At 43.8% G+C, this 16309-nt stretch carries 11 protein-coding genes; 4 read left to right on the top strand and 7 right to left on the bottom strand.

What is annotated here, in order from left to right:
- Nucleotides 1–71: 71 nt before the first annotated feature.
- Nucleotides 72–269 carry a hypothetical protein gene (locus tag QUB11_RS29365; protein ID WP_333392426.1) on the bottom strand — a complete coding sequence of 66 codons (198 nt, stop codon included), beginning with the start codon at nt 267–269 and terminating at the stop codon, nt 72–74.
- A 263-nt stretch (nt 270–532) separates the two neighbouring features.
- Here QUB11_RS29365 and QUB11_RS29360 point away from each other — a divergent pair, with 263 nt between their 5' ends.
- A complete protein-coding gene (locus QUB11_RS29360) occupies nt 533–2311 on the top strand; it encodes an SWIM zinc finger domain-containing protein (RefSeq protein ID WP_333392424.1) in 1779 nt (592 codons plus the stop codon).
- 9 nt (nt 2312–2320) lie between these two features.
- Here the strand turns inward: QUB11_RS29360 and QUB11_RS29355 are convergent, their stop codons facing one another.
- From QUB11_RS29355 to QUB11_RS29335, 5 genes are all read right to left on the bottom strand, one after another.
- Nucleotides 2321–7078, bottom strand: a complete 4758-nt coding sequence (locus tag QUB11_RS29355; protein WP_333392422.1) for a CHAT domain-containing tetratricopeptide repeat protein — start codon at nt 7076–7078, stop codon at nt 2321–2323.
- A 428-nt stretch (nt 7079–7506) separates the two neighbouring features.
- Nucleotides 7507–8349: a DUF1822 family protein gene (locus QUB11_RS29350; protein ID WP_333392420.1), complete on the bottom strand. Its 843-nt coding sequence runs from the start codon at nt 8347–8349 to the stop codon at nt 7507–7509.
- Between the two features lie 3 nt (nt 8350–8352).
- Nucleotides 8353–9051: a hypothetical protein gene (locus QUB11_RS29345; RefSeq protein ID WP_333392418.1), complete on the bottom strand. Its 699-nt coding sequence runs from the start codon at nt 9049–9051 to the stop codon at nt 8353–8355.
- A gap of 255 nt (nt 9052–9306) precedes the next feature.
- Nucleotides 9307–10611 carry a precorrin-6y C5,15-methyltransferase (decarboxylating) subunit CbiE gene (gene cbiE, locus QUB11_RS29340; RefSeq protein WP_333392416.1) on the bottom strand — a complete coding sequence of 435 codons (1305 nt, stop codon included), beginning with the start codon at nt 10609–10611 and terminating at the stop codon, nt 9307–9309.
- A gap of 407 nt (nt 10612–11018) precedes the next feature.
- On the bottom strand, nt 11019–11759 hold the full coding sequence (locus tag QUB11_RS29335; RefSeq protein WP_333392428.1) for a DUF1868 domain-containing protein: 741 nt from the start codon (nt 11757–11759) through the stop codon (nt 11019–11021).
- A 176-nt stretch (nt 11760–11935) separates the two neighbouring features.
- On the opposite strand from QUB11_RS29335, the gene holA reads away from it, so the two are divergent.
- Complete coding sequence (gene holA, locus QUB11_RS29330; RefSeq protein ID WP_333392414.1) at nt 11936–12913, top strand: DNA polymerase III subunit delta; 978 nt, start codon at nt 11936–11938, stop codon at nt 12911–12913.
- A gap of 230 nt (nt 12914–13143) precedes the next feature.
- On the top strand, nt 13144–14133 hold the full coding sequence (locus QUB11_RS29325) for a hypothetical protein (RefSeq protein ID WP_333207104.1): 990 nt from the start codon (nt 13144–13146) through the stop codon (nt 14131–14133).
- A 223-nt stretch (nt 14134–14356) separates the two neighbouring features.
- Here QUB11_RS29325 and tnpA read toward each other — a convergent pair whose 3' ends face one another.
- Nucleotides 14357–14764, bottom strand: coding sequence for an IS200/IS605 family transposase (gene tnpA, locus QUB11_RS29320; RefSeq protein WP_333207103.1), 408 nt, complete (start codon nt 14762–14764; stop codon nt 14357–14359).
- Between the two features lie 79 nt (nt 14765–14843).
- On the opposite strand from tnpA, the gene QUB11_RS29315 reads away from it, so the two are divergent.
- A complete protein-coding gene (locus QUB11_RS29315; protein WP_333207102.1) occupies nt 14844–16121 on the top strand; it encodes a transposase in 1278 nt (425 codons plus the stop codon).
- The last annotated feature ends 188 nt before the right edge of the window (nt 16122–16309 follow it).

The following is a 16309-nucleotide window of genomic DNA, read 5'->3' as shown; positions in this document are numbered from 1 at the left end:
CGCCCGTCCTTTTTGGACGGGCGGGACGCCCATCCCACTTTCAAGAGTGGAAGTTATTTAATTCTCATTCCTTAGTTCGGAGGAACTATCGGATCGTCCTCTCCAGAACTGCATTTTGTTCTGGGCTCAGCTTGGGTAATTTCCATCAAGGGGTAACTACCAATGGCTGATACTAAACTTGCCTCTATATTGGCAATGATTTCTCCCGCAGCATTGGGAACCCCCATTGCTAATAATGTCAGGGGGGTAGATGAAATTATAGGTATCACAGCTCGTTTCTCCGTCAAAGAAAGGGATAAGGGAGAAGCTAGTTGGCCAACTGCGCTCTATTATTAACCAGGGGGTAGGGAGAAAATTATGCAAAATTTTCAGAAAAAATTTCCCCTCATCAAGCTGCAAACCTTCTCAGTGCTTGCTTTACGGAGTATTGAATTTTCTGTAAATCTTACATAGAGAGGCAATTAAATCCTAGGCAGAGTACATCTCTGAGGTAAAATTAAGTCTAATCCTTTAATTGCTCAGGCATAGTCTCATGCCGATTCCCAAGCTTAGTGAAGCGACGATCCAGCACAATACCTCTGCCGCCTCCCTCAAGCGCGGTGAAACTTACTATTTAGCGGGTAATGTTACTAGCGCTGTCCTGCGTGGCAATATTGTGCAAGCAATAGTGGAGGGTTCTGAAGTTCAACCTTACCGTATTACGATAAACTTTGATGACGCTAATGTGGCATCATCAAATTGTACTTGTGCTTACGATCGCGTTGGGTGGTGTAAACATATTGTTGCTACCATGTTATTATGTCTGCGACAACCACAAATAATTGAGCAGCGCCCCACACTGGAACAGTTACTCGATCGCCTCAACGATGTACAAACCCAGCAATTAATACAACATTTAGTAGAAAAGGAACCCTCACTCATCGATCCGATCGAACGATACGTTAACTTAATTGCTATTCCTACGCCTCCACAGCCACCTACTAAAGCACCCCGTCGTACCTCCATTAATCCGACTCCTTTTCGACAACAAGTACGACAAATTTTGCGAAATGCTGTGCGTTATTTCGACGAGGAATGGGGGGAAGAAGACCCCATTACAGAAGAAGTTTTAGATGTGATTCAGCAAGCGCAGGAATTGATTGCAGAGGGAGATGGTAACAACGCCTTAGTAATTTTACAAGCCATCACCGCAGCCTGCGTTGAAGATTGGGATGATGTAGAAGAATATGGCGCTGAAAGTTCTGATATAGCTAACGCTTTGGATGAAGCTTGGACAGAAGCCATTTTAACGGCTGAACTAACTGCTGAAGAAGAGATCGATCTCCAGGTGAAGTTAGAAGCTTGGCAAGATGAATGGGATTGCGATTTCAGCATGAGCTTAAAAGCATTACGCCAAGGTTGGGATGACCCCCTAATTCAAGAGGTACTTCAAGGAAATATTACGGGGCAAGAAATAGGAGCTAATGACGCACCAGAATGTGCTAAAAACTTAGCATTAATTCGCTTGCAAATCCTCGATCCCCAGGAACGCTATCAAGAATACTTATACTTAGCCCAAGCAGAAAACTGCCCTCAACAATACTTGACGATGTTAAGTCGTTTGGGGAGAGTAGAAGAAGCAGTGGAAGCTGCTGCTACTCAGATGAAATCAGCGGAAGATGCTTTTGCTCTCGCTCAAAGTTTACAAGCACAGGAAGCCCAAGCTGAAGCTCTCAAAATTGCTCAGGCTGGGTTGAATTTGTCAGGCAATTGCCTTTATAAACTGGCAATTTGGACGAGTGAGTTGGCTGTTGAGTTGGGAGAAAACGAAGTTGCATTAAATTCTAGAATGCGCGTCTTTGAAATCAAACCATCCTTTGCCGATTATCTTTTAGTGAAGGAGTTTGCAGGAGACAGTTGGTCAACTGTGAAAGCAAATTTGTTAGCCACTCTGAGAAGTGATAGAAGTTGGGGAGTTTCTGAAGCACAGGTTGATATTTTTCTCTATGAGGGACTTATTGAAGATGCGATCGCTGTTGCTGATGGCTTGAGTGGCTACGAATCGGCACTGATTCACCGAGTAATGGGGGCTGCGATCGCCCACCGCCCCGATTGGGCGATCGCCAATGGTTGTCGGCTTGCTGAATCGATTATGGATCGGGGGAAATCAGAGGACTACGATCGTGCAATTAAGTGGTTGGAAAAAGCCCGCGCTGCCTATTTACAGATGGGGCAAAATCTTCAGTGGTGTGCTTATCGTTCTCAACTTATGCAAGTACACAATCGGAAGCGGAAATTAATGGGAATGCTGAAGAGTCCAGATTTAGATTGAGGCTGAAGTTTACCGTAAACCGGAACAAGTGAAAGCGGCCCAATAAAAAGGGTCAGCAAAAGGGAAATCTAAGCAACTAATTATTTCCAGTCGTTGCAAAGTTTTGTAATTGCGTGTTGCTGTTTCGGCCCGCTTTTCTTCCTCTTGTAGCCATTGCAGGTAGTCGGCAGAACCTTCTGAATAGGAATTACGCTGGTTTTCTGCAAACTGGCGATCGCCCTCCGCCTCTTCAAATTTGCGTTCTAATAAATCACCAAGTTGGGGAGAATAGCAAGCGACAAATTCTGATCCAGAGAGCGATCGCAAATTTATTTGTGCTTGCTGCAAGGCTTTTAGGCGGCTACTTCCTTGCTGCCGAAGTTTGTGATAAAAAATTGAAAATAAGGCTGTTGCTAAATCATCTACAGCCCACAGCGTGCTCACCACACTCCGAGCACCCGCACATAAAAATCCCGTCGATAATGTCAAAATATCATCAGTAATTTCCGTAGTTCCTAACCCAGTTTCACAACAGGATAAAAACACATCAACTAGATGAGGAAGCCGCCATCCTGGTGTCATTAACTGCCCCAAAGTAATGCTACCATCTGCCAATTCCAGTCTGGATTCTAACGGATTATCAAGGCGAGATTGAGCATGATGGCTAGAGATAATTCCCTGGACTTGTAGAGAAAGTTGCCGATAGTTGCTGACCGTTGCTTGGCTACGTCCTCGTAAGTGTTGTTCATTGCGAATATTATACAGTTTGGCAATTTGTTCACCCTCAAAACTTGCACAGGGTAAATCTTCCGTTGCATCTTCCACAATACCATACATTAGTCGATCGTTGACAGGTGGACGTTTGTGGCAAAATTCTAAAACTTGACAACTAGGACTGTAACGAATTAGAAATTTATCTCCTAAATATTGACCATTTTCTAAGGGTAAAGCAGCAAAAGGAATTTGGTGTAGGCAAAGGTGAGGAACAATAATCAGTTCCTCGATATTATTAAGGTACTGACTAATCAGGTTATCGATTTGCAGGCGGCGGGAAAGTTCCGCTAAAAACTGCGGAATTCGATTTCTCCACTTAGCTTTACATTGTAATTGCTCTTGGGCTGATTTACTTAAATCGCCAGAATCCAAGTAGGGTTTGAGCCAATTTTTATTAATCCATTTTTGTAAGTTTTTCCCTCGTCTTCTAGTTATTTTGTACAAATTTAGTTCGGCTTGTCGCAAAACAAATACATATGTATCTTTATCAGTAGTGTAAAAATTAAGTATTGCTGTAGTAGGGCGATCGATGAGTTCTTGAATCGCGGTTAAATTAGGGGGAATGACTTGAATTTCGCCCGCTAAAACCGGATCTAAACGTCTTAGTTGTTCCCAAATTTGTTGTTTTTCACTTTCTAAACCTTGGATATTTTCACTAATGGCTTCTAAAGCTGCTCTATTGCGTGTACAATCCATATCAATTAGATCCTTAGCTCTAACTGCAATTAACTTCTGCTTTTTACTTGATTTATTTAAACCGGAACGTTCGCAATCTATCTGTCGTTGAATTCCTTCAAATTCTGCTAAATATTCTTCTACTTCAGAAGGTATATCTCCCTGAGAGTAAAGGTCATTACTGGCAATTAAATCTACTAACCGACGAGAGCGGGAACGTTCTACATATTCAAAAGCTTGTGGAAAATTTTTCGTATTAACTAATGCTTGTACAATATGTTCATAAAGATATATATCTTCTCCTAAAATTTCTTGGCGGCGTCGATCGGTATTAGCCCAAACTCGCAATTGTTCTAAAGCTTCAATAGCAAGACAATACCCTTCAATAGCTTCTCTCCATAGTCCTAATTTGAAGGCAATTTGACCTAAAACTTGTCCCGAAATCAGACAAAGTTGGGGGAAAGCTTGAGGAGTTCTGACTTTTAATGCTAACTTAAAGTATTGAATTGCTTCGGTAAACTGCTCTAAATTGTGGTAGAGATAACCTAAATTATTTTGTACAGTTGCCCAATTTTCAGGAAAATCTTTGAGAGTATAAACTTCTAAAGCAGCTTGGTAATAGTCCCGCGCCAGTTTTAGGTTTTCGTCAATACTTCCTTGAGTGCGATCGCTATAAGCATAACCTAAGTTTAATTGCACCATAGCCCAATCTTCAGGAAAATCTTTTTGAGTATAAACTTCCAAAGCTGACTTATAGTAAAAAATAGCCATTTCTAAATTTTCCACGTCATTTTCAATACTACGCATCCTATAGGCATTTCCTAAATTGTTTTGCATCATTGCCCAATTTTCAGGGTTAATTTGACGGGTGTTTACTTGCAAAGCCATTTGATAGTAATCAATGGCTATTTCTAAGTTATTATCCTCATCTCCTAGCAGACGTTCGCTATAAGCACTACCAATATTATTTTGCAGCATTGCCCACTGTTCAGGAAAATCTGAGCGAGTATATATTAGTAAAGCATTTTCATAACATTTGATAGCACTTTCTAAACTTTGTAAGGAATCGCCATAAATTCGTTCACTATGAGCAACTCCTAAATGCTGTTGTGTTTCCGCCCACTGTTCGGGATAATTTTCATAATTACGAACTTGCAAAGCATTATTAAAAGCTTCAATTGCTAATTCTATATTTTCGAGACGGCTACCATATTTGCGATTGAGGTAAGCAATCCCTAGATTATTTTGAATCATCGACCATTGTTTACGATTAAATGCTTTTTGATAAGATTCAAGACAGGTAAGATAAAGAACAATAGCTTCTTCTACATTTTCAGCTTGATTCCCTTGAGCATTTCTTAAATAAAAAGTTCCTAAGTTATTTTTGAGCAAACCCCAAATTTCAGGAAATTGACTATAACAGCAAGCATCTAAAGCAATTTTATAATAGCCGAGAGCTTTCTCAAGGTTATCAACTCGCTCTCCTTTAACTCTATTTTGATAGCCATACCCTAAATTATTCTGGATTTTCAACCAATTTTCTAAATAAGTCTCTGGATCGTAAATAGTTAAGGCATTTTGAGAAGCAGCAATTGATGCTTCAATATTTTCGGAAAAATCTCCTTTTAGTCTCTCTAAATAAGCAACTCCTAAGTTAAGTTGTATCAATCCCCACACTTCTGTAAAAGTCTCAGAATTATACACTTGTAATCCTAATTCATAATATGCAATTGCCCGTTCCAAGTTATCCGAATATTTCCCCGTTGTAGAAAGGTAATAGGAAAATCCTAAATTATTTTGAGTGTTCGCCCAATTGTCGGGATAGTCCTCACGATTATAAACTTGTAAAGTAGCCTCTATCAAACTCCTACCTAATTCTATATTCTGTTCTTGAATTCCCTTGAATCTGCTGAGATATGTCGCCCCTAAATCATTATGAATAAAAGCCCATAATTCAGGAAATTCTTCTTGATTACAAATTTGTAGAGCAGTTTGATAACACTCAATCGCTTTCTCAAGATTATCAGCACGATCTTCTATTTTTTGACGGTAAGCATCTCCCATACAAAATTGGATCGTACTCGATTGTTCGGGGAAGTCTTCAGCACTATAAACAGTTAAAGCTGCTTGATAACACTCAATTGCTTTTTGGAGATTGTCGTCTCGATTCTCTTCAATTGTAATATAAGCATTACCTAAGCTCTCTTGAGTTTCTGCCCACTGTATGGGATAATCAGTATAAGTACGGACTTGTAAGGCATTGTGAAAAGTGGCGATCGCCCTTTCAATGTTATCTAATTTTTCTCCTTGAATACGATTATAATAAGCTAGACCCAAATTATTTTGAATTCTTGCCCAATCTGTAGGATTATCCTCTTTTGGATAAACAGCCAAAGCAGCTTGATAATATTTAATTCCTACTTCTATATTTTCCGCTTCATCTCCCTTAACACGGTGGAGATAAGCCAAACCTAAATCATGCTGAATTTCCGCCCATTTTAAGGGAGACTCTTGACAATTCCACACTTTCAATGCTAATTCAAAAGCAGCGATCGCCCTCTCCAGATTTTCTTCTAAATCACCTTCAACTCTGTCAAAATAAACTAAACCTAAGCGATGTTGAATCAAACTCCATAATTGCGGTTCATCGGTATCATTACAACATTGTAAAGCTAATTCATAACACTCAATTGCTCTTTCTAAATTCCTGCTACGGTTCCCAGCAATGCGAATTTGATAAGCAAACCCCAAATGGTTTTGAGTAACCAACCAATCCTCCTGGTAATCTTCCCGATTGAGCGCCGCCGCTACTTGTTGATATCCCGCGATCGCAATTTCAATATTATTTACACTATCGCCCAGAGTAAATTCTTGAATAAGGCTACTAAAAGTGCCAATTAAAGTGGCTATATCGTAAGCTTCTTCAGACTCTAATTTCGCTAAAACGTCAGTTGCCCAACTTCGCAAAAACCAATCAAAATTATCATCTAATTTCTCTAAATTTTTCTCTAAAATAGGATACACAACTTCTGCATCTCCTTCGCTTGCTTTGATTGCTTCTAAGACTTCTATGAAAAAAATTAATAAGCCTTGAGAATTAGCTAATTCATATCTAATTTGAATTAAGTCTTTTATCTTCGCCACAGCACTCCGCAGCCAGTCTGCTCCCTCTTCATTTTCCTCAACAAGTAACTCATCTGCTACCTCCTCCATCACCTCTAATAAACCTTCATTAATGAGGTTTGAATAGTCATCCAAAATATCTCCTTCTTCACCATCAGGACAGGTACGTAGCACTTCAATTAGGTGACGATAAGCAGAGTTGAGCTGTTCTTTCATGTTACATTTTTTGGGTTAATATTCGTTTTGGTTTTATATCAATTCCGGTTGCACTCAGACATGATATAGAGGAGACGGCAATCCCCTTGGACTACCCGGATTAATTTTCGGGACATGGGGCACTGCGCCGTGTCGAAAGCTGTAGGTAATAGACTTCTTGCAAAAGTCCTTTCGATCAAATTTTCGGACGGGCTCTCCGGCCCATCCCACAAGAGAAAAAACTTTTTGTGGGACGGGCCGGAGAGCCCGTCCCAGCTATTTTTGCAAGAGGTCTAATATTAATTCCGAGGCTAGGGGATTTGATATCACAGGAGTGCAAGTATCTGTCTCGTTACAAATATATAGGCAAGCGAGCATGATACTCGCATTCCTAAAAAATGCTTTTTACAAAATGGGGATGTTCTCAGTTTGGTGAAAACAACAAATATTTAATTTTTTGTTTCAATGCCCCAAATTTCTGCTAATTTATTTAGCAGTTTTTGGGCTAATTGTTGCCGTTGTAAATCTGCGGAGATCACTTTTTCTTCTCGACCAATTTCTCCAATAAAAGCCTGTTCTTCAGGAGAATACTCAACTATTTGATGATGAGGATTAATAGGAATACTAGCGACTAATACATCTGCTCCTGCATACCGCCATTTAATGGGCTTAGTAGTTCGGTAAATGCGCTCTAATTGAGCCATAATTTCGGTAAAATTTTGTGTTTCTAAGAGTTGTCGCACTTCTACGGCTACTGGATCGTCACTTGTCAAAAACTGATTTCCTAATTCCAGACGATAGAGATGATCGATCAGATCATCTAAGTTTTGGAGTTGGGCAATCTGGATCTGGCTTGGCAACGGAGAATTATCCAGTGATGGGGTAAATCCTAGCAGTTTCCCTGAGTCTAAATTTTCCCCAAATTCAACTATTACATAGCCGATTCTGTCTTCTATGGATGCTGGTGGAACTACGATCGCACTTTCTCCAAACCAAACCGGGCGGCATTCTAATTTACCCATCCCTGGTAACACTAAATCAGCAATATCCCACTGGGCACGGACGACTGGATGCCAACTATCGCCTTGAATTAAATCTGGTTCGTAAGCTTGCCATTTAAGGTAACTATAGACAACATAAACTGCTAAAGTATTCACATAAACTCGTTTGGCAGCCTCATGCTTTGTCAATTCAGGAGCGAGTTGCAGAGTCTCGGCAGCAAATTGTCGAGCGGTGCGGTGAGCATCAGTACCTAGTGGAACTGTCAATAGCGTTGGGTTTGTGCTTTGCATAATTTAATCCTCTCTTGTGTATCCTAGCTCTAATGCGATCGCTTGGAGCAAGGGGCGACAGTTCCTTTCCCAGTGTGATTTTAGAGTTTGATAGTTGATGTTAAATTCTTTGGCGATCGCAGTAAACTTGTCAGGGGTGGTTTTAAACAGCACCTTTAATGTGAGAACTTGACAGTTACACTCTGGATGATTTTTAGGATGACAGGAGCGAAATTTCCCATCGGGGTCTTCTTGGACGTATTGTTCTAGCTGTTGAATAATACTGTGATAATTTTCTTGCTCTAAAAGTGCTATATAGCCATCCAAACCACTGCGGGTAGGAGTAGAAAAACTTGTTTCTGAAAGCACATCCAGCAACGCGGTTTTAGTATCTGAGCTTCCTATGAGGGCATCTAAACTGTAGGTGGGCGGTTCAGAAGGTAACTTCAAATCCTTAATGCGCCACTTTAGGTAACTATTTATCCATTGTCGTAGTCGTGTTGAAACATTCGGATCGCTAAGCTTGAAGTTCGAGCAAATGCTTTTGTTCACCCATACCCAGGTTTTATTTAAGGCGTCTAAATAATCGGGATGTGCAGATCGCCGTAGTCCGGGAAGTTGCTGCAGTTCGGCGAGCAATCGGTTCATCGCTTTGCGCCTTTGGGAGCTGTTTTGGGGATACTCGCATACCTCCTCAATTAGTTGGCGCAGCAGTTGATCCATAGGTGTTAAATTAATTATTTGAGTTCTAAACTCATTGTTGCACCGCTTGGAGATTCTCCGCTAACCAAAGGATGCTCTGTGTTCTGCGTAGACCCAAAAGTTATAGTTATATCAATTCCGGTTGCACTCCTCATGACTGTTGACAGTTGACTGTTAACTGTTGACTCCGGGTCGCAAAACTGAATGATGGTTGAGTGTTGAATGTTGACTCGATTGTACGCCCGACGATGAAGCGCGGATATCACAGATTTCAGATTAATTCAAATGTCGATCGATCGTCACAATCGAAACTGGCCGCAACGCATCAAAACGAGTTGAATTCCCCCCAGCCACAGAACGAGATAACTGCACTTGCACGATTCGGTAACTCCAGTGCGGTTCCCGGCGCACCCGATCGCCCATCCAGCTCAAAACAGTAGCAATATCCTCAAAAGCATCCAAAGCCAGCACGATCGAGCCTCCAGGAAGCAGCCGCAGCGCGCAAACGCCCAAAATTTTAGTCAACCCTCCGCCACTACCGCCAATAAAAATCCGGTGCGGAGGACGCAAGCGGTGCAAGATTTCCGGGGCGGTTCCGTGAATCGAGAACACATTTTGCAGCCCAAAACGGCCATAGTTGAACTCGATCCCAGAAGTACCAGCCACCGTTTGTTCGATCGCGTAAACCTCAGACTGCGGGAATAAACGAGCAATCTCGATCGACACAGAACCATTACCAGCACCCACATCCCAGACAACTTGGCCAGGTTGCAAAGCCAATTGTGCCAGCACCAACACCCGCACTTCCCGTTCAACCGTCAAACCCGGCTTGTCGCCACAACCGATAAAAGCTGCATCCGGTATTCCCAACAAAGGCAACTTTTCCAAATCCAAAGGTTCTGCCCTCGGCGGGGACTCCCGCAGCATCACAACCACGCTCAGCGGTGCAAAAGGCTCTCTCAGCAAAGCTTCCAGAGACTTGTGGCTTACCCGTTCCTCGGCCGCCCCCAAATTTTCGCAAACCCAAAACTCGTAGCGTGTCGGCAAATCTAGAGCTTTCACCAAACTTGCCAGTACAGCCGGAGTATGAGCTTCGTCCGCCAGCACCGCAATCTTCTCCACACCGAGCTTCAGCTTCGCCGTCAGCTCCTCAAAATAGCGTCCTTGAGAGCCTACACAATGAGCATCTTGCCAAGGGATTTGCAAGCGGTTAAAAGCCAACTGCACAGAACTGACGTGGGGGTGAAAAGTCAATTTTTCTGGTGGCAATTGGGCAATTAACAACTTTCCCCAGCCGTAGAACAGCGGGTCGCCGGCCACTAAAATTACGATCGGTCGATCGCGGGTTTCCACCGTCTCCCCAGAGGGATATAATTCGGGTTCAGTCGCCCACCAGCGCCGAATTTCCAGAATTGCTTCGGTCAAATCTTCCAACGCCCAGCGCTCTCCGTCGTGCTGGGGAAAATAGCTCAAATGGCGATCGCTCCCTATTAGCAGAGCGGCCATTTCTACAACCTGCCGCGCCGATTCGCTCAGCCCAGCAGCTCCATCTAAACCTATACCAACAACGTGTACTGTCACTTTTTAAGCAAAAAGTAAAAAACCAGAATTACTGATTTTTCCTGGTTTTTAATAAATTTTTTCCTTGACTTTAATGTCAAACAAAAATAATTAAAGCATTTAGGATCGTCAATTAAATAATTTCCCTTTTTTCTTGTGGGATGGGCGTCCCGCCCGTCCTTTCTGGGCGGGCGGGACGCCCATCCCACAACAGTCATGAAAAGTGGATTTTATTTAATTCTGATCCCTTAATAGCCAATATCCTGACTATTGTCACAGGGGAGAGGGGGAGAGGGGGCGAAAGAGTGGGAGATGGGAAGAGTGGGAGATGGGAAGAGTGGGAGATGGGAAAAAATCTTCCTTCTTCCTTCTTCCCTCTTCCTTCTTCCTTCTTCCTTCTTCCTTCTTCCCTCTTCCCTCTTCCTTCGTTAAAACTCAAAAACAGGCCATTCCGGTTGCCGGAGATAGGTGGTCATGTCGTCAAACTTCCGCAGTTCCACTCGGTGTACGGACAGTTCTTGTGGCGTGTCCAGCCATTGCTCGTTTAACTCTGACAGCAAAGCGCACAAGCGATCGCGGTCAAGCTTCGGCCCGACATCCCCAAAATAAGCCAGAGTAATGTGTGCCGTAAAATGATATTGCTGTTCGATTCCCAAAGCCATTAAATCGGGATTTTGATAGATCGATCGGCGAAACTCCAGAATTTGCTTGTAAGAGTTTTCGTCCGTCGGTGCTAAACAAACACCCACAGCTCTAGTCATCACCATCAACCCCAGCACTATCCAGCGAATGGGAGCGCCGCCCGCCAAGGGTTTGCAGGCTGCAAAACGATCGGCCATGCGCGAGCGCAGTTGCTCCTCAAATTCGGGATTTTTATCAGAGGCATCTCGAAAAGCGCTGCTCCAAATCAAATCGGCTACGGTTAAATGGAAGGTATCAGGAGGCAGTGCCACGAGCGAACCCTCCGCTATTTCCTGCAATAGCCGTTGTTGGCTCGACTGCAAATTACTATAAAATGCAGCATTTTCTGCATCTTCCCCCGCAGGCGGCGTAATCACTGAATAACCCGGAAAAGGTACAGGATCTCTCCGGCCTGCTTCGTCGGGCTTAAATTTTGGAGATTCCTGAATGTGTTCCACCTGGGACTTGTAGGAGTCCAGCAGCGTCATTCGCGCCACCCGATTTACGTAAGCTTGATAAGTATCATCCAATCTTGATTTCCTCGCGGTGACAAACTCCCACACCAAATTTTATATTATGGTGCGGGCTTCCAACAGTCCTATTCAGGATATGTTGGACTTGCGGAACGTGCAACTGTGATTTTTTGGGCTACTGAGCGTTCTTTATGCAAATTTACCTGTTTTGGGGGGAAGACGACTTTGCGATGGCCCAGGCTGTGACCAGTTTGCGCCAAACAGTCCTCGACCCCAACTGGGCTAGTTTTAACTATGACAAGATTATTGCCGATTCCGCCGGATCTGTGGTCGAAGGGCTCGATCGAGCCTTAACGCCGCCCTTCGGTACCGGCAGCCGTTTTGTCTGGCTGGCAAATACGACTGTAACGCAGCAGTGCTCTCCTGAACTGTTAGCGCAATTTGAACGGACACTGCCGGTGATTCCCCCTACCACCGTGCTGCTGCTGACATCCGTCAAAAAACCCGACAGCCGGCTCAAATCTACCAAGTTACTGAAAGAGTCCGCCGAATTTCGAGAATTTTCACCGATTCCGCCTTGGAATGACAAAGAATTAGCCCAGCGGGTGCGTCAAGTCGCAGGCGAAATGAACGTAAAATTGACCGCCACGGCGATCGAACTTTTGGCCGAATCCATTGGCAGCGATACTAGACAGCTATACAGCGAACTCGAAAAATTGCTGCTGTTTGCGGGCAACCGCAGCCAACCTCTGAACCCGGAAGAAGTTGCGGCACTGGTACACTGTCACGCCCAGAATACCTTCCAGCTAGCCGATGCGATTCGCGAGGGCAATACCTCCGCCGCTTTGGATTTATTGGCAGGCTTAACTGGCCGCAGCGAGCCTGGTTTGAGGATTGTGGCTGGCTTGACTGGTAAGTTTCGGATTTGGCTGTGGGTAAAGGCGATGATCCAAGCGGGCGATCGCGATGATAAAATTGCTCAAGCTCTAGATCTTGGCAATCCGAAACGAGTATACTATTTTCGGCAAGAAGTCAAGAATGCCAGCTTAGAAAAACTGCAAAAAAGTTTGCCTTTGCTCCTAGAGTTAGAAGCTTCTTTAAAACGGGGCCGAGAAGAAATCTCAACCCTGCAAACCAAAGTTATAGAACTTTCTAGCTTGTTTCGCTGATGCGCGACAGAGCACAGGAGCGGCGCTTTACTGTAAATTTTTATAACAAATTTCTTTCTTCGGCTATGTGCTTGATGCCGGCTCGCGAGTCAAAAGGTCAATAGATACTAGAAATACTCTCAGAATGCCAAATTAGAAGTTAATGTGGTAAATAAATATTGTCCGCCGAATGCCGATCGGTTAATATTATTTGCCGGCTCTCCACCCCCCCCAAAAAAAGAGCGCTACCCATGACACAACAGAACCCGCGGGAACTGCTCAAGCAGGGCGATCCAAAAGCGATCGCATCTAGCATCAACCGTACACTCAAACCCAAAGGCATCAACGCCGATGTGACGCGGGACAACGGCTGCCTCCACATAATCCTGGAGGCAGACAAAGTACCGGATCAAATGGTATTGGTCGATTTCATCCGCACCGGCATGACGAAGCTGGGACTCGAATCAATTCACACTGTAAAGGTTTACGGACGCCGAACAGGTGACGGTGAGCCTGCGTGGGAAGATGAAATTGATCTGATGCCTGCGGGTTCAATGCCTTACCCCTTGGATAGTGGAATGCCTGACGAGTCTGTAGGTTTAGATGATGTCGAGCCCGAAGAGGAAGACTATTATCAAGAAGGAGAATTCGATCGAGATGACGACGAGGAAGACGAAGACGAATACGAAGATCAAGCCCCGCCTCCGAAAAAACAATTTCCCAAATGGGTAATACCTGTGGGTATCTTAGTACCTCTGGCGGCGATCGCAGGGCTTTTCTTTACTAAAACTTTCCCCTTCGGCGACTCTAACCCAGAACCGATAGCCCCCGAAGCTGCTTCCCCCTCCCCCCAACCCTCATCTCCCCCTTCTAAAGCCGCTGCATCCTCGACCGCCGCATCTCCGGGCACCCCACAGGCCGCCTCACCTGCACCAAAACCCGATCCCACTGCTACAGCGCCAGCAAGCCCAGCTCCAGCCTCACCTGCACCAAAAGCCGCCGTGCCTAAGCCTGACTCTTGGAGGGCAGCCGTTAACACAGCTCAGAAGGCTGCAATTTCGGCCCAGAAGGCTCAGTCTCAAAATGAGTGGATCGCAGTAGCAAGCGAGTGGCAGCAAGCGGTTAAGCTCATGAGAGCCGTACCGTCAACCAGCCCGAACTATCAAAAGGCTCAGCAAAAAGCGGCAGAATATCAGGCTAATCTGATTGTTGCCAACCGCAGGGCGGCAGCAGCGCCTTAAGAGTTTTAAGTTTTGAGTTTTGAGTTGAATACTCGATGTGCTAAAAGTCAAAAGTCAAAAGCCAAAAGTAAAAAATCTTGTTTTTACTGAAAGCTTTCTTACTTTTGACTTTTTTCAATTTTATTAAAATTTCATAAAAATTAATACGGGATGCGGGAAACGAGCGTGGCTTCAGCCCGCTCGTGGGAAGCGACTCGGGGGACTTCAGTCAAGAGTGTCTTTCTTAATTAGCAGAGTGATGCGGATCTTCGATGTATTTCCTAACAACTTCACTACTAATATTGCCTGCGGTACTAACAAAATAGCTGCTCGTCCATAAAGACGGCAGCTTTTTTAATTCTGGAAATTCAGCCCTTAAATTATGACTAGAACGTCCCTTGAATGCCTTGACAACTAACGCAGGAGTATCCATCGGCTTAACCGCTACAAATAAGTGTACGTGATCTGGCGCTACTTCCAGAGCTAAAATATCCCAACCTTTCTCGATTGAAAGTGCTAAAAATATTTCACGCAGCTTAGTTGCTACACTGCCAACCAGAACTTTTTTCCGGCGTTTGGGGATAAACACAAAATGGTAATTAAGTAGGAATTTGACGTGGTTGTGAGTCTGGTACTCAGGAAGTGGCAACATAAAGTTTTGTTGTTATGAATTGACTTATCCACTATACTCACCTCAACTAAATAAATCAACTAAATTTCGGGAAAAAGAGGTGACTAAAGTCAAAAAAACAATGGGAGTGCAGCCAATGTTGTTGTCTCCCACCAAAGAAGTTGAAGCCGTATTACAATATCTTTGTCGGCAATCCGGCAAGCTGTACAATAGTGCTGTTTACTTCGCTCGTCAAACACTTTTCAAAACAGGAAAACTGTTGACTGGAAAATTTGACTTATCTTTTGAACCGTCAATCGCAAAGTCGATGGTTGCTAAGTCGCTGCCTTCAACGCCTATGCAACAAACTTTGATGTCGGTTACGGAGGCGTTCAAAAGCTTCAAAGAGTTAAAAGCTTTGTATAGCAAAGGTCAATTGCACTTTAGACCCAAGCCTCCGAGCTATTTAACAGGTTCTAAATTGTTTAAAGTCGCCTACCCAAATTCTGGTGGATTAAAGCCAGCGCTTGTCGGCGACCAGTTGAGATTTTCCCTGGGCTTAACAGTACGGCGCTGGTTTGGGGTTTCTGAATTCTTTCTACCCATGCCGTCAAACATTGACTACACAAAGGTTAAAGAGTTCACGATTCTCCCTAAGAATGGCGCTTTCTACTTAGAAATGTCTTACGAAATAGAATGTAAGCAACATAATTTAGATTACAATCAAGCTCTATCAATTGACTTGGGAACGGCTGACAACTTAGCAGCTTGTATTGACACGCTCGGAAATTCTTTCTTGATTGATGCTCGCGCCATGAAGGCAAGGAATCAACTTTGGAATAAGAAAGTAGCGACTAGAAAAGAAGGAAAGCCCACGGGTTATTGGGACGGTTGCTTAGACCGCGTAACCCGCAAGCGCAATCACCAGATCCGCGATGGTATCAACAAAGCTGCAAAGTTTATCGTTGACCATTGTTTGAAACACGGTATCGGCAATCTAGTAATCGGATGGAACCAAGGGTTTAAGTCCAATGTTGATATGGGTAAACTAAATAATCAAAAGTTTGTTCAAATGCCTTTGGGAAAATTGAAAGATCGCTTAAAGCAACTTTGCAATTTGCACGGTATCAAGTTCACTGAAACAGAAGAAGCGTATACGCCCAAGGCTAGCTTTATTGATGGAGATTCCCTACCCAAATACGGTGAGAAACCGTCTGGGTGGAAAGCATCTGGAAAGCGCATTAAACGTGGGCTGTATTGCTCTGCCGATGGAACTATAATTAACGCGGATCTGAATGGCGCGGGCAATATTCTAAGAAAAGTAGCCAGTAAGTTAGGTGTAAAACTTGACCGACTGGGTAGACGGTGTTTGGCCACCGTAGCGAGAATTAGACTTTAGTAATAACTAGAGTTATTCTGTCAGCAGAATCGAGCGTGGCTTTAGCCCGCTTGAGTGTCAATTAACTTTACCTATTGCTCTGACGGGGTGACCACCCCGTCAGCCTGGTTGCTAAGGATCGCGAATTAAATAACTTACAATTTTAATTGTTATTGTGGGATGGGCGTCCCGCCCGTCCAAAAAGGACG

The organism is Microcoleus sp. B6-A1, assembly GCF_036705085.1.
In the GTDB taxonomy this organism is placed as follows: Bacteria; Cyanobacteriota; Cyanobacteriia; order Cyanobacteriales; family Microcoleaceae; genus Microcoleus.
The sequence above is the reverse complement of the archived record's forward strand: the minus strand, read 5'-3'. Positions and strand labels throughout refer to the sequence as shown.